Origin of the sequence: Paeniglutamicibacter sp. NPDC091659 (assembly GCF_044756805.1) — a bacterium.
Taxonomy (GTDB): Bacteria; Actinomycetota; Actinomycetes; order Actinomycetales; family Micrococcaceae; genus Paeniglutamicibacter.
This window is the reverse complement of sequence record NZ_JBIVTO010000002.1, coordinates 210,552-235,354: the sequence shown is the minus strand read 5'-3', so window position 1 is coordinate 235,354 and position 24,803 is coordinate 210,552. Positions and strand designations below refer to the sequence as shown.

Here is a 24,803-nt window from a genome sequence, read left to right as displayed (position 1 = left end):
GCTTAGGACTTGGCTGCTGCCTGGGCTGCGCCACGGGTGGCACGCAACTTGTCCAAGCGATCCTGGAGGATCGTTTCAAGTTCTTCCGGGGTACGACGCTCAAGGAGCATGTCCCAGTGAGTGCGGACCGGCTTCTCGGTCGACTCCTCGACCTGCTTCTCACCATTGACCAGCGTTGCTTCCTTACCGGTCTTGGAGGTCCAGGTCTGCGGGATATCTGCCTCGGCGGCAAAGATCACAAACACCTGTTCGCCGTCCTCGCAACGGTATTCAACGCGCTGGCGCGCTGCTGGCTCGACGCCAGCCTCAGTTTCCATGCTCTGTGCGCCAAGGCGCATTCCACGCAGGCTGCGATCGCTCATGTTGTCTCCCTACTGCGATTACAAACGGGTTCGGCTACCGATTTCAACGTCCCGGTTCAACATAAAATTCCCGCGGGGCGCAAGTCTCGAAGTTTCTATTATACGGCCCCGACAAGGCTTCGGGCGGGTAACCTCGTTTGTGAGGTCGCCCGCCCGAAAATCTGGCCGTTCTGGCCAGTGATTACATCAGGGTGCTGCCGCCGGCCGGCGGCTTCTCGTCCTCGCTCGGGGCACCGAAGTTGCCCAGTGCGCCGCCGATTCCCTTCAAGGCCTCGCCCACTTCGCTCGGGATGATCCACAGCTTGTTGGACGTTCCCTCGGCGATCTTGGGCAGCATCTGCAGGTACTGGTAGGCCAGCAGCTTCTGGTCCGGCTTGCCCGCGTGGATTGCGTCGAAGACCTTCTGGATGGCCTGTGCCTCGCCGTCGGCCCGCAGGATTGCGGCCTTGGCGTCGCCTTCGGCCTTCAGGATCGAAGCTTGGCGCTGGCCTTCGGCCGTCAGGATCGCAGACTGCTTGGTGCCCTCGGCGGTCAGGATGGCTGCCCGGCGGTCACGCTCGGCGCGCATCTGCTTTTCCATCGAGTCCTGGATCGACAGGGGTGGATCGATGGCCTTGAGCTCGACACGGGAGACACGGATGCCCCACTTGCCGGTGGCCTCGTCCAACACCCCGCGAAGCTGTCCGTTGATCTGGTCGCGGCTGGTCAGCGCCTCTTCCAGGTTCAAGCCACCCACGACGTTGCGGAGAGTGGTGGTGGTCAGCTGCTCAACGGCCTGGATGTAGTTCGCGATCTCGTACGTCGCCGCGCGGGGCTCCGTGATCTGGAAGTACACGACGGTGTCGATCGAGACAACCAGGTTGTCCTCGGTGATCACCGGCTGCGGCGGGAAGCTGACGACCTGTTCGCGCAGGTCCAAGATCGGGAGCAGGCGATCCACGAACGGAATCAGTAGGGTCAATCCCGGTAGAAGGGTGCGGTGGTATTTGCCCAATCGCTCCACGATCCCGGCTCGTGCCTGCGGAATGATCCGCACGGCGCGCAAAAGCACGATGATCACGAAGACTGCCAGTACAACCAGGACGACCGTTAAGCCCAGACCCGATGTTTGCATCTCTTCTCTCTTTCGTTGGGGCACCCGGAAACGGGCGCCAATAATCCTAAACGTGCGGGTGGAACAAGACCTAGTCCAACCCGGTCATGCGGGTCCGCCGGGTGATGTAGGCGGTGGCTCCCTCGATGCGCACCACCGAACCGTAGGTTCCCGGTTGCAGCGCAACCTCATCGTCCGTGCGGACGGACCAGGTTTCCCCGCCGATTTTTGCCCGGCCGTTCATCCTGTTCGTCGGTTCCAGCACCAAGGCGTCCTCGCCGATGAGGCGATCCACGTTGGTGCGAAGGCCTTCCGGGTCCTTGCGCAGGTGTTTTAGTGCGATCGGCCTGACCAGCAGGATCATGGCCAGCGACGTCATGCAGAAGACGACGACCTGCAGCCAAGTCTCCCCGCCGACCAATGCGACGGCTACACCGCCGAGCGCCCCAACGCCCAGCATGATGAAGTACAGATCAAGGGAGATCATCTCGATGATGGCCAGCAACAGGAAGAGCGCCAGCCAAACCACCCAGGCATTTGATACTGCCCACTCAATCATTTTTTCCCCTCAAGGCTTGATGCGTTGGATCCACACCAACTCGTGCTTCCATTTTGCCCGACGGGGTACCCAAATCGAATCAGCACAAGGGAGTATGTTCCGGCCGTTGAGTCTCATCATTCAGGTGTCAAGCCGCGGATTGGCAGCAGGAATCAGCGGCGTCTGAACTCCTGGACCCTGAAGGCGGCCACAAGCTCGATGGCCCCTGGATGGGCCTCGATGCGTTCCCGAAGCACTGCGGGATCCAGGTGGTGGCCGGCCGGTCCCATCATCGCCAGGTCAAAAGCCTGCTCGGGGGAGAGCTCCAGCGGCACGCGGATTTCCCGGGTGCCCTCCAGCGTGAACGATTCGCCCATGGATGCGACGACTCCAGCCGCCTTGTCGCCTGCGATGCCCAGCAGGCCAAGCAGCTGCGCGCCGTCGGCCAAGTGCTCGGGCAGGGGAGTGACCACCAAGGAAACACCGCCCGGACGAAGCACCCTCGCGAATTCCTGCCCGTTGTGCGGGGAGAAGACGTTGATCAGCGCGTCAAAGGTGGCCGCAGCCATCGGCAGCTCGCGCCACAGGTCCCAGACCAACGCGAGGGTGCCCGGAAGCTTTGCGGCCCGCCTCATGGCGAACTTGGAAATGTCCATGGCAATGGCGGTCGCCGATTCCGGCAGGCCGCGAAGGACCCGGCCGAGGTAGTAGCCGGTGCCGGCGCCCGCATCAAGGATACGTGGTGAGGGGTTTCCCTCGACCGCGGCGGCAATCGATTCGGTGAGGGCGGCGGCCAGCGGCCCGTAGTGGCCCGCGTCCAGGAAGGCGGCCCGGGCTGCGACCATTGCGGAGCCGTCCTCGCGGAATGCGGTTCCCTTGCCGGTCAGCAGGTTGAAGTACCCCTGTTTGGCCGCGTCGAATGCGTGCAGCTCGGGGCAGGAAAGCTGGGCCGGTCGGCCCGGCCGGGTGCGCAAACGCAGCTCGAGTCGGCAAACGGGACAGACCAGTCCCAGATCCAGGTTTGTCGGCTGCGCCACGTGCTTCCTTCAGGTTGGGGGCTTTGGATAGGCTAGCGCGGTGAAACCAGTGCAACTAGAACTACTCACTACTGTATCGGCGCCAAGCCTCAGCCCCGATTCCACCCGTGCCGTGGTGGCTTCCTCGCGGCCGAGTTTCGCCAGCGACACCTATGTCGGCCAGCTGTGGGAAGTCCGTGTGGACGGATCCGTGCCGCCGCGGCGCCTCACGCGAGGGGAGTCGGATCGCCAGCCTTGTTACTCGCCCGACGGATTGACCATTGCCTTCCTGCGCCCCGACGCCAAGGGCAAGGCGCAGCTTGCGGTGGTCGAGGCCGCCGGCGGCGAGCCCCGGGTGCTCACCGACCGTTCGATGGGAGTCAGCGGTTTCACCTGGTCTCCCGATTCGATGGCGATCGCCTTCACCTCGCGCACGGCCGAGCCCGGACGCTACGGATCCATCAGGGGGGTCGGGGCAGGCGACGAGGCGCCCCGGCGCATCACCACCCTCAACTACCGCGGCGACGGGGTGGGCTTCGGCCGCGACAAGGTCCAGGGCCTGTTCAGCCTGGACGTGCCCGGGCCCGATGCAGAGCCGTTCGTCATGCCGCGCGGACGTGAAGCCCACGGGGTGAACCCGCTGCCCACGGGTCTGCCCGTCGTCCGTGAGCTTGCGGTGGCAGCCCAGGACATCGACGAACCCGCCTACGGCCCCGACGGTGCGTGGATCTACTTCACCTCAGCACTGCATGAAAACCATGATTCGGACCTGCGATCGATGATCCACCGTGTTCCGGCCGGCGCTCGGGAGCCGGTCGAACCCGAGCTGGTGCTGGGCGACCCGGCGGGGGAATGGGCCTACCGTTCGGCTTGCTGGAGCACGGACGGATCTACGCTATTTGCGCTGGCGCAGCATGTGGGGGAACCCGGGACCGACTTCCTGGCCAAGCACACGGTGGTGGTTTCGATGCCGGCCGCCGCGCTGCCCGCGGCAAGCACGCCTGCCCCTGCCGATTTGCAGCAGGCCGACTACACCGAAACCGAGTCCCTGGTGCCGTACGGCGGCGATGCGGTGCTGGCCTGTGCGCGCGTGCGTGGCACCGGCGAACTGCACCGGATCGCCGCCGACGGCACGGCAGACGTGCTCAGCTCGGGGCCGCGCATCATCCACGGTGCCGCATCCCGGGGCGGAACGGTCGTCGTTTCCCATGTTTCCGAGGCTTCGCCGGGGGAGTGCTCAGTGCTGGAAGGCGGCGGACTGCGCCGGCTCACCGATTTCGCGGCGCCCTTGCGGGAACAGAGCGGTGTCAGCCTGCCACGGGAGGCGACCTTCGCCTCGCCCGACGGATATCCGGTGCACGGCTGGATCCACCTGCCGTCCGGGCCTGGCCCGCACCCCGTGCTGTTGAACATCCACGGAGGCCCGTTCTCGCAGTACGGTCCCGGCTACTTCGACGAGGCGCAGGTCTACACGGCCGCCGGGTATGCGGTGCTGCAGTGCAACCCGCGGGGCAGCTCCAGCTACGGGCGCGAGCACGGGCTGGCGATCCGGCACGCCATGGGCACCGTCGACCTGCTCGACGTGATGGCCTTCCTCGACGGCGCCTGCGCGGCACACGCGGACCTGGACGCCACGCGGACGGGCGTGTTGGGCGGGTCCTACGGGGGCTACCTGACGGCTTGGACGATCGCCCACGAGCACCGCTTCGCGGCGGCGATGGTGGAGCGCGGCTTCCTGGATCCGGCTTCGTTCGTGGGTACCTCGGACATCGGGTGGTTCTTTGCCGACGCCTACACAGGGTCCGATCCGGCACACATGGCCGGCCAATCTCCCATGGCCAGGCTGGACCGGGTGTGCACGCCGACGCTCGTCATGCATTCGGAGGGCGACTACCGGTGCCCGCTCGAGCAGGCCCAACGCTACTACGTGGGCCTCAAGCAGCGCGGCGTCCCGACCGAGTTCGTGCTGTTCCCGGGCGAAAGCCACGGACTTAGCCGCGGGGGTTCCCCGTGGCACCGGCGCCAACGGTTCGAGGCGATCCTCGAGTGGTTCAACCGGTACCTGCCGGTGGACACCGGACGCACCGCCGATGCAGCGACACAGGAAAGCCCCGACACGGTGAAACCCGTTCGTTGATAACAATTTGTGGCGGGCCCTTGAGCATGCTCCCGAAGTTCGGGAAGGTTGGGCGCATGCTCAAGGGGATTGAAGTGACGACCAACCACAAGGCGCGCCTGCTTACGGGCGCAATCGCGACCGTTGCTCTCGCGGGATGTGCCGGTTGACCGGACACGGGACCGGTCAGCCGGGGGAACCGGGTCGTCACCCACCACGGACTATGCCGCTGCCGAGTTCTGGGGCAATTACCGGATGGCCGCGCTTGAAGTAGATCCAGCGCAGTCCCTCTCGGACCTGTACGAGCGATCCGAACTGATCGTGCTTGGTTCCGTCATCGACGCCGAGCCCGGACCATCCAACCCGGTTCGTCTGGACGACGGAACGACCGACCAAAACGGAACCACGATCCTGACCTTTGGGGTGGGCGAGGTCCTTGCGGGACCCGCGACAGAACGGGTCAAGGTGTGGATCTCCAGCACCAATCGATCGGTCAACGACGCCCCGGCGGCCTTGATGCCCGCGGATCAGCTGGTTTGGTACCTGACGCCCAGTGAAGTGCCGGGAATCATGTACGCAACGGCGCGTGACGGCATCATCGGAAGCACCTCCGACGGCAAGCTCCCGACGGTGCTGGGCGGGCTTGGGGAGGACTTGTTCCCGGCGGCAGTCACCACCATCGAACAACTTGCCGAATCAGTTGCCGTTCTCACGAAGAAACCTGCAGGTTAGCAGGACGGGCCGGTGCCGCGGGAAATACGCGGCTGCTCAGAAATTCAGCCCGACCCGGGCTTCCTCGATGCCGGGATTCGCCCAGCGAACGTACTCGTGGCTGGCGCACAACGAACGTGTCAGTGCCTTGTCGATGTAGACGGTTCCGCCCAGGTGGTCCGTTTCATGCTGGAAGATCCGTGCCTGCCAGCCGCTGAACGAGCGCTTGTGGGCCACGCCGTCGGCATCCATGTAGGTGGTGTCGATGTCGGCCGGGCGGTCAACGACCCCCTGGTAGCCGTTGAAGGAAAGGCATCCCTCGTAGAAGGCTGCAGTTCGCTCGCTGCCGGCAACATAGGTCGGGTTCAGGACCTCGAAGTACTCCAGTGGCATGCGTTCACGAACGGCGGCGACGTCGTCGTTGGTGGGGTACATGTCCTCGAGCACGGCAATCCGCAAGGGAATGCCTAGTTGTGGTGCGGCAAGTCCGACGCCTGGCGCGTCGCGCATGACGGCTTTCATGGTGTCGAGGAAAGCCCGAAGCAGCGTCGCATCCAACTGGGCGCTGAAATCCTGTGCCGCCATGCGAAGCACCGGGTGTCCGAGCTGGACTATGGATGGAACCGTGCCCGATTCATGAAGCTGCACGAGTCGGGTGACCTCTCCACGGATCCAATCGGGGGAGAGGAAGTCCTCTTCTGCGTATTCCGGGTTCTGGATCATGCATTGACACCTTCCGCTAGTGGTTCAGTGGCTTCTTTGCCAGGGACGTAAGGCCGCAGTGCGTTCAGCCTGCTTTTCAGCCGCGATGCATCAAGTTCGGGTAGCAGCGACAACGAATCAGCAAAGTCGCCGTCAATCAAAAGATCGAGCCGGATACCGTGATCGTAGAGAACATCGATGGCGTTGGCCAAACGGCGAAGCCCGAAGGGCGTCATCTCGGCGGAACCCGGGACGCCAGAAACAACCCAGTGGCGGTGGTCCTTGGCCAGCTCGAGGTAGTCCAACGTGGACGTCAACGCCTCGCAGAGATCGCGGAAATCAAACCAAACCTGGTCGCCGGCAACCCGCAGGGCCCGGATCTCATGGCTGGTGGGTTTGAGCAGTGCCGATTCCCACGGTTCAGGCTGCGTGATGCCGAGTGTGCGAAGTTCCGATTCCGATGGAGCGAGTGCCAGCGTGCCCGTGGCGAAACCCTGCCTGTCGGCTTGATCCAGGGCAAGCGAGCGGTAATCCAGCTTGGCATCGAGTTCGTGGACGTTCATCTGCTCACGAATGGCTTCGATGGTTGGCAGGATCAGGTGGTGGTAATACTCGTCGGCGAGCAGTTCCTCCGGAGGATAGTTCGAGGTGGTGATCAGCAGGATCCTCCTGCCCATGATGAATTTGAACATTCGGGCCAGCAGCATCGCATCGCCCGGGTCGTTGCAGTGGAATTCGTCGAAGCAAAGCACCTCGACATCGCCCAACATCGATTCGATCGCCTGCTCTATGGCGCTGGTGCGTGCCGCAACCCGATCCATGCGGCCGCGGGATGAACCCAGTGCACCGGGCTCGTCCACCTGCGCCAACGCAATCGCCGTCGCCTTGTGCGCCGTGGAATGCAGTTCGCGGAAGAAGTCGTGGAAATGGACGCGTCGCTTATTTGCCGTGGGCAGAGCATCATAGAACGCGCCCAGAATCCAGGTCTTGCCGCGTCCTGGAGGACCCCAGAGATAAACGTGTTTTCCAGCGGGGGACTGCTGCCCCGGGCCAAGATGGGACGCCACGTTGTTGCTCAGCAGCCGCACGGCTGCTTGTTGCCGCTCGTCAAGATCCAGGCGTTCGACCGTTGCGCGATCAACTATGGCTCGCTGAAGGTCTTCGTTCAGTCCGTCCGATGTTCCGGACAACGAGGAAGCCTGGACGTCCGAATATTGATGTGGCATACCATCGAGTTTCCCTGAATAACTATGCAACCACCAAACCGGGGGCGAATGCACTCGTGCAAGTAGTTATGTCAACCAAAAGTTATCCTTCGGAAGGTGGCGATGGGCGAGTGTTAGGTCGTGATTTTTGAGAGTTGACTCCACGAAATTCGCGCTCGAAATCGCCTGCTTCGAGTCCGGCCGCAAATCCGCGCATCCAGCGAGTCTCGGCGGAATGCGCCGTCAACGCGGTGAAAATCCGACGCAGGCGTCAAAAAGTCGAAAAACCGGGGGATTCGGGCCAATCGGGCCGGGTTGCGCTCAATGTTCAAAAATCTGATGTTTACCCACTTCCGGACACCAATTCATTGCGCCGATAATCTACATTATGTCAACTAGCGTTTCGGGAACCCCTCTTGATCAGGGAGTAACGATCCTTTGTCGACTTGATGGGTGTCCTTTGTCAGCTAAGTTGAAGCATTAGGCAGTTGATTGTCATTTCAGGTGAAGCATCGTGTCCGTCTTTGTCACTACAGGTGAAGCAACCAGCGGATTTCCTGTCACTACAGGTAAAGCATTCACTTGGGGATGTCATTACAGTTGAAGCATGGGACGCCAGCTGGCCGTGCCCGAGGTTCTGGGCAGGGACCTCACCGTTGGCCAGCTGATGCTCATCAAGCCGGGAGAACGGATCGCCACCGACGGCATCGTTCGCAGCGGACGCAGCGCCCTGGACACCTCGGCGATCACCGGCGAATCCATCCCCGTCGAGGTCGAGGCAGGAGACGAGGTATCCGCCGGGGCGATCAACACCTCGGGAGTTCTGGAAGTCAACGCCACCGCGGCGGGCACCGACAACTCGCTGACGACGATTGTCAGCCTGGTCGAACAGGCACAATCCGAAAAGGGCGAACGCGCACGCCTGGCCGGCCGCATCGCCCGGCCGCTGGTGCCCGGCGTGCTGATCCTCGCGTCGCTTGTCGCACTGGTCGGATCGATGCTTGGCGATCCCGAACTGTGGATCACCCGGGCGTTGGTCGTCCTGGTGGCCGCCTCCCCGTGCGCCCTGGCGATCGCGGTGCCGATCACCGTCGTCTCTGCGATCGGCACCGCGAGCAAGTTCGGCGAGCAAGTTCGGCGTCATCATCAAAAGCGGCGCCGCCTTCGAACGCTTCGGCACCATCCGCCACATCGCCGTCGACTAGACCGGCACCCTGACACGCAACCAACCCACCGTCACCGCCGTGCTCGCCGTCGACGGAACCAGCAAGCAGCAGGTGCTGGGTTGGGCGGCCGCAGTCGAACAGCACAGCACCCACCCCTTGGCTGCCGCCATCGCTCACGCGGCACTGGAGGCAGCTGCCGCCCGCGACATCACCGAGGAAGCCGGGCACGGCATCCGCGGCACCGTCGAAGGCACCTCTCATCAACAGCCGCCAGGCAGCGCTGGAATCAGGACATTTGTCGTTATAGCCAGCCCTCGGGGTTAACCCACTTGCCGTTGACGATGACCTCGAGGTGCAGATGCGGCCCCGTGGAGTTGCCTGTGCTGCCGGCAAGCGAGACGACCGCGCCGCGCTTGACCTTTTGCCCCACGGACACCTTGAGGGCCGAGTTGTGGTTGTAGCTGGTTTCCAGCCCGTTGCCGTGATCGATCTTGACGCGGTAGCCGGAGTGCCCGGCCCATTCGGACTGCACCACGGTGCCGGCGGCGCTGGCCTTGATGGGCGTTCCCATAGGAACGGCGTAGTCCAGGCCGTTGTGGTTCATGAAGCCTGGTCCGGTCGGGTTCTTGCGGTGGCCGAAGCGCGACGTCAACCGGATGCTGTCCACCGGCTGGGCGAGCCTGGTGACTTTTCCGGCGGCAGCGGTCGTGACGGTTGCCGGCTTGACTTTCTTGGCGACTTCTGCATCGGCAGCGGTCGTGACGGTTGCTGGCTTGACTTTCTTGATGTACTCGCTGGTCACCGATGCGCGCTTGACCGTGATCTTGTCGTTGGCCGGGGCCCTGACATCCGCGACAGTGGTCTGTGCGACGCGCTGGGGCTCCGGGACAACTTCCTCGGCTTCCTGCGTGGTGGCGGCGGCGGCGAATGCCAGGCCGGACACGGCGGCGACTGCGGCGAACTTGTGCACCAACCCAAGTCGAGGGCGCTGGGTCCGGGGCGTGAACTTCGGGACGTTGTCCAGCTCGTCGGCTTCGGCAGGCAACGCCGGCGGCACGGGCTGTGCCAGTGGTGCGGGAAGGATTTCGGTGGCGGCGATGGATGCCGCGGTCGGGGACGCCCCGTAGCGCAGGTCTGCCACAAAGCGGCGGCCGGTGTGCTGCGTGGCTCTCGGAGCCTGGACGGAGTCCGGGACCGTGCTCAGTGCGCGTCGACCGGAACGTCGGGATGTATTTTCGCTGCTCAGTGCGGTGTCCACGATCTGCTCTAGTGAATCGCTGGCAGGCGAAGCATCAACGGGGCCGGGCGCGCGGCGGCGCCCGGAATTGTGCTGCTGGGTCAAGTGTTTGCCTCTCATGTATCGCCTGCGAAGTTAGCTGTCGGATTCGAGTCATGAGATCAACTCGGCCGAGCCCGCCAAGGCGGACTCAGCTTCACCCCAAGATCCATGGTCCAAGACCAGGAACGGTTGATTGGGTCCTCCGCCCCTACCGGGAATTCTTGCTCCGCGATCCGCCGGTAGGGTTGTGCGAACCGGATCGGGGCTGGGGTGCATAAGTGCAACCTGACATAAAACCCTACGGGGGCATATGTAAAAGTTACAATTTCGTTATCAATCCATGTGGCGGACAAACACGTGGGCGCCGACTTCGGACGGAAGCTCCGGCACCCTTCGATCAACGCACCCTCACGGCCAAGGATTCGCAGGCCCCTTCGAGGGTGACTAGGGCCCCGGGCGAATGCCGCCCGCGTCGAGCTGCACCAGCAGATCGGGTTCCACCTGGATGGTTTTGGCCGGTCACTCCCCCTGGGACGACATCTTAAACGTGATTAAGAAGACGGTGCCCGGAGCCTGTTGCGGTGCGAATGTTCCTGCCCAAACTGGTCGACGGACCAAGATCGCCCACCGTGGCTCACCCCCACCGGTTGCGGCTGATGCGCCAGGTTCGTTGGGCAAAGACCCGCAATGCCTTCCTGGGTTAGGTGTTCTTCCTCAACTGCATCACTGTGGCCGGGGCACAGCACTCGTTGTTGGACAGGGCCATCGCAGGCCGGCCCATCAGCGTGGGGTCATAGACACGCTCGCACCTCACGTAGCAGTTCACGTCCACGTGCGTGGTGCACCCGCTAGGGCCCTCCTGTGGGATCAGGGTCCGTTATGACGGGGTTCGAAATTCGGCGTGGCAGGTCTTCCCAGAGGATTGTCTCAGCGGTCCGATGTTCTTTGGGTGCCCCACAAGCCGATCCCCCACCGCGACACCCGAACACCAAAAATCCGACAGCTAACAACTGTGTGCTTCATCGTTGGATGGCCGCATTTTTCATTGCTCAGTGGCGTTAGTCGCCGATATCAAGGATGTTCGCGACCGTTTCGTCGAAGGACCACCAAATGTCTTGGGTCCTCGGATTTACCCCGCGATGCCCTTCCTGCATTCAGACGGCCAACCCGGCACGAGCACTGGAGGGACAAAGCTGCCGCGACTTATCTCGCTGATCCGTGTGAGTGCGGGCGACTCGCTTGCCTTTCGATGCAGCCGTCACCTAGTTTGGGTCCATCGACGTGTAGCTCAACAGTGAGAGCACTGGGCTGTGGACCCGGAGGGAGCAGGGGCAGCACCTGCCGCGTCGGCGATCGGCCGCGTTCGTGCGCCGGAGAGGATCGAGGGTGCTCGGATACGTGTGGGGGCAGTTCCGCAAAGCGAAATACACAGCTGGGGTGACTTCCGACCCCGGTGTGCAAGCTCGTGCGGAGGAACGCGCCGAGTCGTGGTTGCGTGTTCTGGCTGGAATAGCGACCGGGAGGCTCAGAATCGGGTCAGCCACGCCGGTCAGGGGCTTTCCGGCATGGCTGACACCGAAGATCGTCCGGGGAGGCTTCGTCACGGGGGCTGCCGCTGCCGCAGGTCCGTTGGAAGCGGATGAAATTGTGCTGGCGGAGCACCTCGATACGAAGCCAGGACGCGCTTCCCTGTTCGCCTGGTTCCTGTCCGACGACGGACACCGGAAACTGGACGCATGGTTGGAATCGGGGCTGTATCGCTTGGATCTACCCGAACACGGGGCGCTGCTTAGCGTTGCGTGGCTGCGCCAGCATGGTCGAGAGGACGAGGCGTCCGAGCTGGTGCGCACGCTGGAACCCTGGGCCGGGCGTGTGCGGTTCTGGCCCTACGAATTGAATGAGGCCGAGGTGCCGGGCGTGCATGTCGCGACCCTGCCAGAGGTCTCGGCCCGTCTCGGACGGAAGCGGCCACAACGACACGTCGAGGCAGAACGTGAAGCCCTGTCGGTCTGGAACCCATTCACGGACAAGATCCTGAGCCACTGGTGGGCCACGCGCTCCCATGAAGGAATGATCGGAGCGGCTTCGCCACCTGGCTGGATCGACGAAGCCAGAGATTTGCTGGCCGAGTACCGGCGCCTTGCCGCCGAGCACACGCTGACTAAACACCATGCGGATCCGAAGGGGAATCTGCAGATCATGTTGTCCGGCTTCCAGACACTCGTGGCTGGGGAATCCGATTCCCGCGTGATGGGTCGGGTGCGCACGGCCGTGTCCAACATGGTGGCAAAGCGCGGCGAACCAGGATCACCACGTCTGGCAGCGCTTCGCGCGGCGCAAGCACGCAACGCGGCCAAACCATCCCATGCGGCCCTGGCACACGACGCTGCAACCCGGCTTGACACGACAGGGCGCACCGGCGCCGTTGAAGACCCCCTCGCACTACTTCGAGGCGCTCCAGCCGAGGCCCTTCCCTCCGTGCGGAAGACCACCCGTCAAGCAACTCAGGCACCGCTCCCGGACCTCCTGCGAAACGGGATCGTGCGCTCGGCAGAGGCGCTGGCCGCACTTGCTCCACAACTCACCGCCGAGACGGTTGCCTCCCGGTACCCGGATGCATCGGCCGGGCTGCTCGCCAAACGCCTCTACCGGGCCTTCGCCAACCGGCGGAGCCTGCTCTTGCTCAACCACCAGCATCAAGTGACCATCGACGTACTTCCCTGGTTCAACATGCTCGAGCGTGCGGGCGTCCTGGAGCAAAACCGGTCCCTTGCTCACGCACAAGGACTGGACCTCGCCACACTTGCCCTGCGCCACTTTCCGGGAACTTTGCTTCCAAACTCCCTCATCCGGGAACTCACCCGCCTCTTCGGTCTCGCGTCCAAGGATGTTCCCCTCACCTACGAACTCGCCGCGGATATCTTCATCGGCTCGTTCGGTCCGGTCTTCCAACGCGCAGCTCAAGAGGCCGCCTCCGTGGTTGGTGACACCGTGTACGCCCGTTACTACGGCATCGATTACGGCAAGATCCAGGCCATGGGGGGCGGGCCAGCGACAGCCCCGCGACCACTACATACGCCCCGCACCGCAGTGCCGGAATTCGACGCACTGGTCCGCTCCAGAGCCGGCATCGTCCCAACCCGCCGGGGGCGCGATGTCGCCGCCAGTGGAACCGCCATCGAGCAGGCCCAAATCCTCACCACGCACAATCTTGCCGCATTGGTGAACGCGGGGATCACGCTCGACTGGGGAGCACAAGCACTCGATGCCTGGAAAGCCACCAAGAACCACCTCGCCAAGGCGACCGGAGCGAAGCACCTGCACCATCAGAAGAACGCTGCCTACGCGTGGCGGCAAACCGTCTTCTACCTCGCACTATCGCCCCTCGAACAGGTTGCCGACTTCATGGACGACCCGGACGTCACCCGAGGGTTGGCACCCGAGGCCAGGTCCAAGGCAGAGGCGATCCTCCAAGGACTCAGGGAAACCATCGAGGCAGGTGCGCCCGTGGATGGTCCCTTCCTGGGTTGGGTTGCCCGACCGAACAGTTGATGACGAAGGGATCCCCGGCTCCAGCGGACTTGACCGTGATGGGTTTCCGAACTGGGGCTCGTGTTGGGGCAAGCTACCGGCAGTTGCGGGTACGAAACTAATTCGGCGTCAGAGATTCACAGCCGAGTTAACGGCGTCTCGGAAAACTACAGTTTATTGAGACATTGATACGGGCTCGGTTCTGGTTGAGGCTGCCTCGCGAGACTGGGAAGATCATGAAACCGCAGATCGTGTACGAGCGTCGCCGGAACGCGTCATTGACCTCGTCTGGAAGCTGCGCGTAGAGGTGGCTCAGTTTCCTCCGAATGTCGCGTCGCAATCGTGTCGCTTCCGAGAACAAGTCTCGTGCCTTCTGCTTCATACACAAGATACGGTGAGCGAACACGCCCAGCGTGAAGCTCGAACGGCCGCCCGTCAGGGAGCGGTTTGCCCCATAGGAGCTGGTGGTATCGCCGGAGTGTGGGGCTGTGACTGTCGGGATCCTTGCCCGTCGGAGTGTCATCGAAGAAGTTGTAGTCGACGCCAATCTCTCTATGCTCGTCCATGAACCGAAACTAACAGGAGCCGATGTCGGTTCGCTCCTCTCGACACGCTACGTGCCTTCGTCGTAGCGCCAACCTCTGTACCGATACTCCACAAAGCAGTGAACGCTCGGCAGCAGCGGCACCGTTTGACGCATCAACCAGAGACAAATAACTAATACCGCGGGAGTACCGTCGTTGACACCGGTCCACTCAGGATTCCCTACGCGTCACGAGAAAATGCCAACTCTACGCCCGCGGCAACCGAACGCGACAGTTGGTATCGGCGGCGACGATATTGAAGATGCGAGGCACTTCACCCATGTCTGGTGCATGGCCACTTTCACCGCCCGGTGCCGCTCCCCCGCCTCGCACGCCGATTGAGCAATAAGCGTGTGACCCGCTTCAGTTTTGCGCCCGGGTTTCGAGAAGCTCTGGTTGCATCGCCAGCGCGGTCCTGCTTGCCACGCCACGGCGTTTGACGACGGCAGAGTTGTGCTTCTCTATTCTCTAAGAGACCGGCCTACCTGCGTCCGTAGCTTTTCGCGGTTCAACTCGGATGAGACCGGACAACGGGCTTGCAACAATTGTTGTCCACGCCCGCGGCGAGAGCAGCCGACCGGATCGTCGCAACCCAGGGCCGTTTGTTCTACGCGGAACCTCTTCCCCGCGCGGGCGCGGGGCGGTTAGGCTCAGTGCAGGAAGCCCCGGCCGGCCCTGGGTCCGGCGCGCTCACTCTAGGAGAGTTCAATGAAGAAGCTCATCAACGACCCCAAGAACGTGGTCACCGAGGCGGTCGAGGGATTCGCTGCCGCGCACGCCGACATCGTGCGTGCATCGACCGATCCGATCTTCCTCGTGAGGTCGGACGCCCCCTCAAACAAGGTAGGCATCGTCTCGGGCGGCGGAAGCGGCCACGAGCCGATGCACGGCGGATTCGTGGGATTCGGGATGCTCGACGCGGCCGTCCCCGGCGCCGTCTTCACCTCGCCGACCCCGGACCCCATCCTCGCCGCGACGGCGGCGGTGAACGGTGGCCGCGGGGTGCTGCACATCGTCAAGAACTACACCGGAGACGTGCTCAACTTCGAGACCGCGGCCGACCTCGCCGGCGCGGACGGCATCGAGGTGCGCAGCGTGATCGTCAACGACGACGTCGCGGTCAAGGACTCGCTGTACACCGCAGGCCGGCGCGGCGTGGCGGGCACGGTGCTCGTGGAGAAGATCGCCGGGGCGGCCGCCCAGCGCGGAGACTCCCTCGACGAGGTGACGGCCGTCGCCCAGAAGGTGATCGGCCAGGTGCGTTCGATGGGCGTGGCGCTCACCCCCTGCGTCGTTCCCCACTCGGGGGAACCGAGCTTCACGCTGGAGGACGACGAGATCGAGATCGGCATCGGCATCCACGGCGAACCGGGGCGGGAGAAGATCAAGCTGCAGCCGGCCGACGCGATCGTCGACCGCCTGCTCGGCCCGATCCTCGAAGACGTGCCCTTCACGTCAGGTGACAAGGTGCTCCTGATGGTGAACGGGATGGGCGGAACCCCGCAGGTGGAGCTGTACATCGTCTACCGCCACGCGGCAAAGGTGCTTGCCGAGCGCGGGATCGAGGTCACCCGCTCGCTCGTGGGCAACTTCACGACGTCGCTGGAGATGCAGGGCATGTCGATCTCCGTCCTCAAGCTCGACGACGCGCTGACCGAACTGTGGGACGCCCCCGTCCAGACCGCCGCACTGCGCTGGGGCCGCTGAATTGTGACGACAACAAGTGAGCACGACAACACGACAAGAGGAGAGGAAACCCCATGAGCCTGGGTGTCGACTGGATGATCGGCTGGGTGAGGAGCAGCGCCGCCGTCATCGCCGCCCACAGGGTGGAGCTGACCACCCTGGACCGGGACATCGGCGACGGCGACCACGGAGAGAACATGGACCGCGGATTCTCCGCCGTCATCGCCAAGCTCGATTCCCTGCCGGCGGACGCCATCCCCGCCGACGTGCTCAAGCTCGTGGCCACGACGCTGATCTCCACCGTCGGCGGGGCGGCGGGACCGCTGTACGGAACCGCGTACCTGAAGGCGGCCGGCGCGGTGGCCGGCCTGGCGGAACTCGACGGCGGCGCCCTGGCCGCGCTGCTCCGGGCCGCGAGGGACGGCATCGTGCTCCGGGGGAAGGCCGAGAGCGGCGACAAGACCATGGTCGACGCGTGGACCCCCGCGGTCGACGCCGCCGATGCCGCCGTCGGGCAGGACGGCGACGGCGCGGCAGTCCTTGCCGCCGCCGCGGACGCCGCGGAGCATGGTGCGCTGGCGACCGAGCCGCTCATCGCGCGCAAGGGGCGCGCCAGCTACCTGGGCGAACGTGCAATCGGGCACCGCGACCCCGGCGCCCAGTCGACGGCCCTGCTGCTGCGGGCCGCGGCCGACGCCGCCGCCCGTCCGGCGGCGCCATGACCGTGGGTTTGGTCTTCGTCTCCCACAGCGCCAAGATCGCCGACGGGCTGGTGGAATTGGCCCGGCAGATGGCACCGGATGTTGCCCTGGTGGCCGCGGGGGGAATGGACGACGGCGGCATCGGCACGAGTTTCGGCCGCGTGATGGACGCCATCACGCGGGCCGAGTCAGGGGACGGCGTTCTCATCCTCTGCGACCTGGGCTCCGCCATCCTCACGGCCGAAACCGCGCTCGACTTCCTCGACGACGACGAACGGTCCCGCGTGGGCATCGTCGACGCCCCGCTTGTCGAGGGCGGCGTCGCCGCCGCGGTCGCGGCACAGACCGGCGGTAACCGCGACGCCGTCGCGGCGGCCGCCAGGAGCGCCGTTCCGGCGGCCGCCGCCCCTTCCCCGACCGATGCGGCCACAAAATCCTCCGGTTACTCGCGAGTGGTGACACTGGTCAACCGCGACGGCCTCCATGCGCGTCCGGCAGCCGACTTCGTGACTCTCGCCGGCACCTTCCCGTCCGAGGTCACGGTGAACGGCGTGGATGCGACGAGCCTGCTCGCGATCATGGCACTCGGCCTCGTCCGCGGCAGCGACGTGGAGATTGCCACCGTCGACCCGGACGGCAGGAGCGCCGTCGACGCCCTCGCCGATTTGCTGGCGTCAGGTTTCGGGGAAGACTGAGCGGCCCCGCGCCGTCACAGGGGGTGTATTGGTATGCATCTGACTGGTTTCGCGGGCTAGCTTTGCCAGAGTTCCAGTGTTGACCATTCGGTAGGAACGCCCAGGCATGCGCTGGTGAGAACGTCGGATTCGGGGAATGTCTCAAGGAGGCCGACAACCCGGCCTACCCACCCGCATTCCGGGTCGATCGACTGCAGCAGGTAGGCCATCACAGCAAGCACGTTGTACAGGCCGAACACCTGCTTCGAGGATTCCTCATCCTTTAAATGGTCCAGGAGAGGTACCTGCCCCTTGCCCGGCCGCTTGGGTGCTGAGACGAGTTTCCGGTTGAAGAGACGAGCATGGTGCGCCGATACGTTCCGCACGTAGTTGAGGCTCGCGATCCAGCTACTCATGATCCGTTTCGACGGCGCCCCGTACGTTGCCGCAATCTCGGTGGCCAACGAATTCTTGAGGCCGGCATACATCCGACTCAGGTGTCCGAATTCCATGATCTCCGTGAGCGCCCAAATGGGCATCTGGCCATCGTACTTTCGCCGAAAGTGAGCCACAAATGACTCATCCGACCCGCTCTGACGGTCATGTGTCCGGATGATCAGGGCCTCATGCCGACTCGGTTCAGGGGCTCCGGTGTCGGGGTCGGTCCGGGGACCAGTGAAGGAAGACACGAACTGGCAGGGATCCAAGTGGGCAAATGGGGATTCTCTCCCCAGGGTGTAGCCGATCTGCATGCGGAGGGAAATTTCGATTCGCTCGATTCCCTCAAGAACCAGCATGCGCAGGCTACGGTCGAAATCGATCAGGGCTACCGCATCGTCTATCGAGGTGCCAGCACGATACGTACCCAGGATATTCACTCGCATGTGCCCGGAATCGTCAATATAAGTCTCGGATTTCCGGAACGGGTAGAGGTAGCCTGTCAGCCGGTAGTATCCCACGGCCCGCAACAGCTGGATCCCGGTGTCCCGGTTGGGGATGGAAACACCAGATGATTCCAGCTTCTGAAGCTGTTCCTCTACCGATAGCCACTTCTTGGTGTACTCAGCCATGGACTTCCCTGTTAAAGAAAATCAGCCCGAGCCGTGAGGCGAGCGGGCTGATCATGATGTAACGAGCATAGCAGAATTCCCTCGACTGGCTGCGTAGAGTCGCACAACCGCAGCGCGCCCTGATCCACCTAGGCCATCCCGGAATCCATAGCGCCTCCTTTTGCGCTGCTGATTCATTCCCCGCCCAAACTGACGTACCTGTAGTCCGTCGCTCGGCTGGCGCCAAGGATCTTGCCAATGTCGACGGGCTTGATCGCTTGGGTCTCGTACTCTTGGGCACGCTTCAATTTCCCTTGATCGGCTGTGATTTCCCGTCGGCGGGAGATGGCTCTCGTGGATTCCAAATCGTCGATGAGCTCCAGGCGTTTGTGGGTGTTACGTCCCGCCTGTCCCGCCTACACGCCACGACTTCCTCCTGGCCGTTGCCGAGTTGTCAAGCATCTTGTCCAACTCGGGACTGCTGACTCGGGTTCCGCTGACACCGTGGTCGACGAAGATCCGATCATGCCCCGCCCTTTCGAGGGCATTCATCTGCAGCTAGGAATTTTGGTCCATCGTGCTGTCCTGTGCATATCCGATGCAGGCCAATCGGCTCTTGAAAGTCTCGTAGAAGGTTCAAGGACCTTACTGACTACCGTGATGGCGCGAACAGTGCGAGCTGGATTCAAGCCATGGCTCGCAATTGCTTCGTAAAGTTCAGCGACCGCTCGGTCGGGGTCGTTGGCGTCCCTCTCGAGGGGCGCATCACGGTGAACCGCCGAGTAGTCTTCTCCAATGCCTCAAAATGTAGTAGCGCTCCCCCGCCGGCCGGCCGCCAACGTGCATTGGATCTCCAGCCAGGGGCGTCCCGGCTGCCGTGACATCGCAAGGATGGAGCCGTTTATTTCGGGTTCGGGCCAGACTTGCCGCGCGAGTAACGAGTCACGCGGCCCGGCGACGACGGTGGCGCATCGTGAGGTTGGCCGACCCTTGGTCATCGTGAATGTGCCGGCTTGCGGGGTCGAAGTGTTACCGCGGTAGTTGTGGCTTGCGCCATGGCATCACTATAGTAAACATCGTCCACCTGAACGCCGTTCAATTGGACGGTGTTCAATTAGACGAAGTTCAGTCGAGCACCGTTCAGGATTGAAACGTAAAAGGATCTATCCCATGAGCAATCACCGTACCCTCCCAAACAGTTCCGGCAGCCGGAGGCTCGACGCCACCAGTCTTGCGCGTGTCGCAGTCTTCGCGGCGATTGTCGCCGTGCTGGGCCTTCCGGGCGGATTCAGCGTCGCCGGCGGCGTCCCGATCACCGTCCAGACGCTCGGCGTGATGCTCGCGGGCGCCGTTCTGGGACCGTGGCTCGGTGCCCTCTCAATGACCGTGCTGCTGGCGCTGGTCGCGCTCGGCCTGCCCCTGCTTGCGGGCGGCCGCGGCGGCATCGGCGTGTTCTTCGGCCCCTCGGCGGGCTACCTCCTGGGCTGGATCGTCGGCGCGTTCGTCATCGGCCTGATCGTGCATGCGGGCGGGCGCAAGCCGGTTCTGTGGCGGACGCTGGCCGGCGTGCTGACCGGCGGCATCCTGGTGATCTACGCCTTCGGGATCCCGGTGCAGAGCATGGTCACGCGCCTGCCGATCGGCGAGACGGCATTGATGAGCCTCGCATTCATACCCGGCGACCTGATCAAGGCCGTGACCGCGGCGATCATCGTGATGACCTTGGTCCGGGCATACCCCCGCGCCTTCCGCCGCGTCTGGGCCTCGAAGACGGCTCCGGTTCTGGAGCGCGTCTAGTGATCATCCCGGTGAGCGGTGGGGAGCCCGGCCTGCTCGGGCATCTCCAGCAGATCCGCGAGGCGGGTGACGTTCCCCTGGTCGGCGACGCTCGATGGTCGAAGACCCTCTGGGACGCCACGGTCGCCGCTGCCACGAAGGCCGAGCTTCCCGACGGAACCGCCTGGGCGACGCTCACCTCCGGAAGCAGCGGCGCGCCGCGGATCGTGCTGCGCACCGCGGAATCGTGGGCCGACTCGTTCGCTGCTATCAGCGGTTTTCTGGATGCCGGGCACGGGGATACCGTGGCGCTCCCAGCCCCGCCCGCTTCCTCGCTCACCCTTTTCTCCCTCGCCCACTCGCTCTCCGGCGGACCGCGCCCGGTGCTGCGGGTCACGCCTGAAGCCGACGCCCTGCACGGCACCCCGCAGGCGCTTCGGGCCGTGCTCGACGCGGGCGCGCCGCCGCGGCTGCGTGCCGCGTTGATCGGAGGATCCCACCTGGACCCGGCGCTCCGTGAGCGTGCCGAAGCGGCCGGCATCCGCGTGACCGCCTACTACGGTGCGGCCGAACTGTCCTTCGTGGCCTGCGACGAGGGCGACGGCTTGAAGCCGTTCCCCGGGGTCGATGTGGACATCCGGGACGGCGAACTGTGGGTGCGCTCCACCTTCATCGCCTCCGGCTATGCGGGCGCCCCCGGTCCGCTGCGCCGCGACGGCGAGTGGGCCACGGTCGGCGACCGTGCGGAACTCATCGACGGCCGCCTGCGCCTGCTGGGCCGGGCCGACGACGCGATCCTGAGCGCTTCTGCGACGATCGTGCCGGAGGAGGTCGAGGCGGTGCTCCGCTCGATTCCCGGCGTCCGCGACGCGATCGTGTTCGGGCTGCCGAGCGGCCCCGTCGGCGCCCTGGTCTCTGCATTGCTGGAGCTGGACGGCGATGCGCCGGCCGATCTCCGGCCGCTTGCCGCCGCACGTTTGGCACCGGCGCACCGGCCGCGCCGCTGGTTCGCCGGCGAGATCCCGCGGACCGCGTCGGGCAAGCCCGCGCGCGCCGAGGCCGTCCGTTCGGTCCTGGCCGGGGAGGTGGCGTCCCTTGCAAGCTGACCGCGATCCAGTGATCATCGCCGCCCGGCGCAGCCCGATCGGCACCCGCGGCCGCGCCCTGGCACAACTGCGCGTCGAGGAGCTTGCCGCACCCGTGATCCGGGCTGCCCTGGCCGACGCCGAGGCGGCGACCGGCTCGCCGATCACCGTGGCCGACGTACTCCTCGGAAACTGCATGGGCCCCGGCGGCAACCCGGGCCGCATCTCCGCACTGGCGGCCGGACTCGGCCACGAGGTCCCCGGCGTCACGGTGGACCGGCAATGCGGGAGCGGCCTGGCGGCCGTGCTCGATGCCGCGGCCGCGATGCGCGCCGGCGACGACCGCATGCGCGTGGCCGGCGGCGTGGAGAGTGCCTCCACCGCACCGGTCCGCTCGGTCGACGGCGTGGCCTATGGCCGGGCACCGTTCGCCCCCGCGGGCTTCGACGACCCGGAAATGACCCAAGCCGCCGAGGACCTCGCCGTGCACGACGGCATCCCGCGCGCCCGCCAGGACGCCCACGCGGCCCGCAGCCACTCCCGCGCACGTGCGGCCCGGGATGCCGGCCGGTTCGATGCCGAGCTGGTGCCGTTGTCCGGACTCCTTCACGACGACTCGATCGGCGGCGCGAAGCGCCTGCTCCCCCGCTTGCCGGCACTCTTCCCCGGAGGCTCGCTCACGGCGGGCACAGCAACGCGCATCGGGGACGGCGCCGCCGCCCTGGTGCTGGCCCCGGCGGGGACCGCACCCGGACTGGCGATCCGCGCGTCCGCCGTGGTCGGCTGCGATCCGGCGCTTCCGGGCATCGGTGCCGCCGGCGCCATCCAGACGGCCCTGCGCTCGGCCGGGTTGGGCCTTGCGGACATCGACGCGCTGGAGATCGTGGAGGCCTTCGCCGCACAGAGCCTCGCCGTGCTGGACCGGCTCGGGATCGCCGACGACGACCCGCGGCTCTCGGCCGACGGCGGCGCGCTGGCGCTCGGCCATCCCTGGGGTGCCAGCGGTGCTATCGCCGTGGTGCGCCTCTTCAGCCGCCTGGTGCGCGCCGGGGCCCCGGCCGGGACCCGCGGCGTCGCCGCCGCATCGATCGGCGGCGGCATGGGGATCGCCGCGGTGCTGGAGGTCGTCCGATGAACGCCACCGGAATCCACCTCAAGGGCGTCGGGGTGCGCCTGGGAGACACCGACGTGCTGCGGGACGTCTCCCTCGATCTCGACGCGCGCACCGTGGCCGTCATCGGGGAGAACGGCTCCGGCAAATCCACGTTTGCCCGGCTGCTCGGCGGCCTCATCACCAGGACCTCGGGCGAGCTGGGCATCCTGGGGATCGACCCGACCCGCCGGGCCGCGGAGCTGCGCCGCCGCATCGCGATCGTGTTCAGCAACCCGGACGCACAGATCATCATGCCGACGGTCGCCGAGGACGTCGCCTTCTCGCTGCGCGCGGACCGGCTCCGCCCGGCCGAGCTCGAGGCACGGGTGGCCGCGGCGATGGAACGGTTCGGCCTCACCGCTTTGGCCGAGCGGCCGTCCCACGATCTCTCGGGCGGCCAGAAACAGCTGCTCTCGCTCTGCGGCGCGTTCGTGCGCAACCCGGAACTGGTCATCGCGGACGAACCGACCGCCTACCTGGACGCGCGCAACGCCCGGCTGGTCGCCGACCACCTGTTCGAGGACGCCGGGCACCGGCTGGTGCTCGTCACCCACGACCTCGCACTGGCCGCGCGCTGCGACCAAGCGGTGCTGTTCGCCGGCGGTCGCCTGGCCGCGGTCGGAGAACCGGACGAGATCATCGCCAGGTACGAGGCGGTGCTGCGGTGCTGACGCTCTACCGGCCGGGAAACGGCTGGCTGCATCGCATGCCCGCCGGACCGAAGCTGCTGCTGGTCCTGTCCGTGGTCCTCGGCGTGTCGCTGCTGCCGTCGCACTGGTGGTCGGCGGCCGTCGCTGCGGCGGTGGCCCTCCTGGTTTACGCGCTCTCCGGCCTCGGCCCGGGCCTGGGCGGGATCCGCGAACTGGGCCGCCAGGTGTACTCGGTCCGCTGGGTCATCGCGATCACCCTCGCCAGCCAGCTGGTCTTCATGGGCCCGGAGCCCGCGATCGCCAACGTCGCCCGGATCACGGCCGCGATCGTGCTCGCCGCACTGCTTGCGCTCACCACGCGGGTGACCGCGCTGCTGGACGCCATTGAGCGCGGGCTGCGCCCCCTGGAACGGGTGGGCCTGGACCCGCAGCGGATCGCGCTGCTGCTCACCGTGACGATCAGCACCATCCCGGTGCTCGGCCGCCGGGCCAACGAGGTGCGCGATGCGCAGCGGGCGCGTGGGGCACGGAACAACCCGCGCACCTTCGTCGTCCCGTTCCTCATTGTGGCGCTCAAGCACGCGGACGAGCTGGGCGACGCGCTCACCGCGAGGGGCGTGCGATGAACCCCGGGCAACTCAACGACGGCAGGCCGAACGTGCTCGGTCCCGTCGTCGATGGCCAGACGCGGTGCATCCACTACCAAACCCCGCTCGACGTGATTGCCATCAAGTTCGAGTGCTGCCGCGAGTTCTACCCGTGCCACCTTTGCAACGCCGAGGCCGCCGACCACGATGCGGCCCAGTGGCCCGTCGATTCGCGCAACGAGCCGGCCGTGCTCTGCGGTGTCTGCGGGCACCTGTTGGCGATCGCCGAGTACCTCGGCGTCGATGCATGCCCGAGGTGCGCCGCGGCGTTCAACCCTGGATGCAAGCTGCACACCGAGCTGTACTTTCAGGATTAAAGCCCGGCTGCAGGATCTGCTGTCGATGGGGGCACCCTCGATCTGCCGTGGGCTTGTAGCTAGTGTGAAACGCAGCGAACACGAAGGAGCACGCCATGGGAATCCTCTCCGTCGACCTTTTCATCACCTTGGACGGTGTCTACCAGGGGCCGGGCGGCCCCGACGAAGACCTCGAGGGCGGCTTTGAACTCGGCGGCTGGCAGGGTGCGTATTCCGACCACGAGACCGGTGAGGCGGTCGGTGCCGGCATCGACCGCATGGACGCACTGCTACTGGGACGCAAGACCTATGACATCTTCGCGTCCTACTGGCCCACCCGGGGCGACGACGATCCCATTGCCGCGACCTTCAACGCCCTGCCGAAGTTCGTCGTATCACGTTCACTGGCCGACCCTGCCTGGCGGGGCACCACGGCGCTCTCGGATGTGGCGGAAGTTGCCTCGCTGAAGGACCGGTTCAACGACATCCACGTCATTGGCAGCGGCGACCTCGTGAGGTCGTTGCTCGATGCGGACCTCGTCGACCGGCTGAACTTGTTCCTCTACCCGCTCATCCTCGGTTCGGGCAAAAGGCTGTTTCCTGATGGCGCGGGTGTGCCCGCGGCGTTCCGATTTGCGCAGCCACCCAAGACTTTCCCGAAGGGCGCCATCCAGCTTTCCTATGAACGTGCCGGTGATCCGATCACGGGCGTCGACATCAGTGAGGTTTAGCGACCTACTTGGGCCGGTGTAGTTCGCCCCAGCATCCACGCGTGCCGTCATC

The 24,803-nt window shown here is 65.2% G+C and carries 21 protein-coding genes, 1 tRNA gene, 2 pseudogenes and 1 riboswitch; of the genes and pseudogenes, 15 read left to right on the top strand and 9 right to left on the bottom strand.

Translation table 11 applies throughout. The annotated features are described in order from the left end of the window. Positions 1–2: 2 nt before the first annotated feature. The 4 genes from ACIQLF_RS05975 to ACIQLF_RS05960 form a co-directional block, all read right to left on the bottom strand. Entirely contained in the window at positions 3–362 is a 360-nt protein-coding gene (locus ACIQLF_RS05975; RefSeq protein ID WP_400295594.1) for an RNA polymerase-binding protein RbpA, read from the bottom strand. Positions 363–543: 181 nt separating this feature from the next. Next, entirely contained in the window at positions 544–1,476 is a 933-nt protein-coding gene (locus tag ACIQLF_RS05970; RefSeq protein ID WP_400295591.1) for an SPFH domain-containing protein, read from the bottom strand. A 70-nt stretch (positions 1,477–1,546) separates the two neighbouring features. Further along, positions 1,547–2,014 (bottom strand): NfeD family protein, encoded by a 468-nt coding sequence (locus ACIQLF_RS05965; RefSeq protein ID WP_400295589.1) that lies wholly within the window; start codon positions 2,012–2,014, stop codon positions 1,547–1,549. 152 nt (positions 2,015–2,166) lie between these two features. After that, on the bottom strand, positions 2,167–3,030 hold the full coding sequence (locus ACIQLF_RS05960; RefSeq protein WP_400295586.1) for a putative RNA methyltransferase: 864 nt from the start codon (positions 3,028–3,030) through the stop codon (positions 2,167–2,169). Positions 3,031–3,070: 40 nt separating this feature from the next. Here ACIQLF_RS05960 and ACIQLF_RS05955 point away from each other — a divergent pair, with 40 nt between their 5' ends. Next, positions 3,071–5,146 (top strand): S9 family peptidase, encoded by a 2,076-nt coding sequence (locus tag ACIQLF_RS05955; protein ID WP_400295584.1) that lies wholly within the window; start codon positions 3,071–3,073, stop codon positions 5,144–5,146. A gap of 234 nt (positions 5,147–5,380) precedes the next feature. Then, on the top strand, positions 5,381–5,857 hold the full coding sequence (locus tag ACIQLF_RS05950; protein WP_400295581.1) for a hypothetical protein: 477 nt from the start codon (positions 5,381–5,383) through the stop codon (positions 5,855–5,857). A 36-nt stretch (positions 5,858–5,893) separates the two neighbouring features. Here the strand turns inward: ACIQLF_RS05950 and ACIQLF_RS05945 are convergent, their stop codons facing one another. Continuing rightward, complete coding sequence (locus ACIQLF_RS05945) at positions 5,894–6,559, bottom strand: peptide deformylase (protein ID WP_400295578.1); 666 nt, start codon at positions 6,557–6,559, stop codon at positions 5,894–5,896. Beyond that, the gene (gene zapE / locus ACIQLF_RS05940; RefSeq protein WP_400295575.1) at positions 6,556–7,818 is read right to left on the bottom strand and encodes a cell division protein ZapE; all 1,263 of its coding nucleotides are present in this window, start codon (positions 7,816–7,818) and stop codon (positions 6,556–6,558) included. Before zapE ends, ACIQLF_RS05945 begins: the two co-directional genes overlap by 4 nt. Before the next feature lie 556 nt (positions 7,819–8,374). Here zapE and ACIQLF_RS05935 point away from each other — a divergent pair. Continuing rightward, a pseudogene (locus ACIQLF_RS05935) lies at positions 8,375–9,161 on the top strand (heavy metal translocating P-type ATPase); the annotation flags it as partial. Between the two features lie 49 nt (positions 9,162–9,210). Here ACIQLF_RS05935 and ACIQLF_RS05930 read toward each other — a convergent pair. Continuing rightward, positions 9,211–10,251 (bottom strand): M23 family metallopeptidase, encoded by a 1,041-nt coding sequence (locus ACIQLF_RS05930; RefSeq protein ID WP_400295573.1) that lies wholly within the window; start codon positions 10,249–10,251, stop codon positions 9,211–9,213. Between the two features lie 3 nt (positions 10,252–10,254). Then, positions 10,255–10,437, bottom strand: a riboswitch (cyclic di-AMP (ydaO/yuaA leader). Positions 10,438–11,465: 1,028 nt separating this feature from the next. Here ACIQLF_RS05930 and ACIQLF_RS05925 point away from each other — a divergent pair. Next, positions 11,466–11,538, top strand: a tRNA-His gene (locus ACIQLF_RS05925). Positions 11,539–11,817: 279 nt separating this feature from the next. Continuing rightward, the gene (locus ACIQLF_RS05920; protein ID WP_400295570.1) at positions 11,818–13,740 is read left to right on the top strand and encodes a hypothetical protein; all 1,923 of its coding nucleotides are present in this window, start codon (positions 11,818–11,820) and stop codon (positions 13,738–13,740) included. A gap of 127 nt (positions 13,741–13,867) precedes the next feature. On the opposite strand, the pseudogene ACIQLF_RS05915 reads toward ACIQLF_RS05920, so the two are convergent. After that, positions 13,868–14,285: pseudogene (locus ACIQLF_RS05915) on the bottom strand (DUF6994 family protein). A 726-nt stretch (positions 14,286–15,011) separates the two neighbouring features. Between ACIQLF_RS05915 and dhaK the strand changes: the two are divergent. Genes dhaK through dhaM form a run of 3 tightly spaced genes read left to right on the top strand, consistent with a single transcriptional unit; the run spans position 15,012 to position 17,385 of the window. Beyond that, a complete protein-coding gene (dhaK, locus tag ACIQLF_RS05910) occupies positions 15,012–16,010 on the top strand; it encodes a dihydroxyacetone kinase subunit DhaK (RefSeq protein WP_400295568.1) in 999 nt (332 codons plus the stop codon). 53 nt (positions 16,011–16,063) lie between these two features. Continuing rightward, positions 16,064–16,711, top strand: a complete 648-nt coding sequence (gene dhaL, locus ACIQLF_RS05905) for a dihydroxyacetone kinase subunit DhaL (RefSeq protein ID WP_400295565.1) — start codon at positions 16,064–16,066, stop codon at positions 16,709–16,711. After that, positions 16,708–17,385: a dihydroxyacetone kinase phosphoryl donor subunit DhaM gene (gene dhaM, locus ACIQLF_RS05900; RefSeq protein WP_400295562.1), complete on the top strand. Its 678-nt coding sequence runs from the start codon at positions 16,708–16,710 to the stop codon at positions 17,383–17,385. Before dhaL ends, dhaM begins: the two co-directional genes overlap by 4 nt. Positions 17,386–17,441: 56 nt before the next feature. Here dhaM and ACIQLF_RS05895 read toward each other — a convergent pair whose 3' ends face one another. Continuing rightward, positions 17,442–18,434, bottom strand: coding sequence for an Abi family protein (locus ACIQLF_RS05895; RefSeq protein ID WP_400295559.1), 993 nt, complete (start codon positions 18,432–18,434; stop codon positions 17,442–17,444). 1,149 nt (positions 18,435–19,583) lie between these two features. Between ACIQLF_RS05895 and ACIQLF_RS05890 the strand changes: the two genes are divergently transcribed. The 7 genes from ACIQLF_RS05890 (at position 19,584) to ACIQLF_RS05860 (ending at position 24,751) form a co-directional block, all read left to right on the top strand. Then, a complete protein-coding gene (locus tag ACIQLF_RS05890; protein WP_400295557.1) occupies positions 19,584–20,210 on the top strand; it encodes a biotin transporter BioY in 627 nt (208 codons plus the stop codon). After that, positions 20,210–21,295 carry an AMP-binding protein gene (locus ACIQLF_RS05885; protein WP_400295555.1) on the top strand — a complete coding sequence of 362 codons (1,086 nt, stop codon included), beginning with the start codon at positions 20,210–20,212 and terminating at the stop codon, positions 21,293–21,295. The genes ACIQLF_RS05890 and ACIQLF_RS05885 overlap by 1 nt, the downstream gene beginning before the upstream one ends. After that, complete coding sequence (locus tag ACIQLF_RS05880) at positions 21,285–22,409, top strand: thiolase family protein (protein WP_400295552.1); 1,125 nt, start codon at positions 21,285–21,287, stop codon at positions 22,407–22,409. Before ACIQLF_RS05885 ends, ACIQLF_RS05880 begins: the two co-directional genes overlap by 11 nt. Then, positions 22,406–23,098, top strand: coding sequence for an energy-coupling factor ABC transporter ATP-binding protein (locus tag ACIQLF_RS05875; RefSeq protein WP_400295549.1), 693 nt, complete (start codon positions 22,406–22,408; stop codon positions 23,096–23,098). The genes ACIQLF_RS05880 and ACIQLF_RS05875 overlap by 4 nt, the downstream gene beginning before the upstream one ends. Continuing rightward, a complete protein-coding gene (locus ACIQLF_RS05870; RefSeq protein ID WP_400295547.1) occupies positions 23,092–23,703 on the top strand; it encodes an energy-coupling factor transporter transmembrane component T in 612 nt (203 codons plus the stop codon). Before ACIQLF_RS05875 ends, ACIQLF_RS05870 begins: the two co-directional genes overlap by 7 nt. Beyond that, complete coding sequence (locus ACIQLF_RS05865; RefSeq protein ID WP_400295544.1) at positions 23,700–24,041, top strand: CHY zinc finger protein; 342 nt, start codon at positions 23,700–23,702, stop codon at positions 24,039–24,041. Before ACIQLF_RS05870 ends, ACIQLF_RS05865 begins: the two co-directional genes overlap by 4 nt. Before the next feature lie 95 nt (positions 24,042–24,136). After that, on the top strand, positions 24,137–24,751 hold the full coding sequence (locus ACIQLF_RS05860) for a dihydrofolate reductase family protein (RefSeq protein WP_400295542.1): 615 nt from the start codon (positions 24,137–24,139) through the stop codon (positions 24,749–24,751). Positions 24,752–24,803 lie beyond the last annotated feature (52 nt).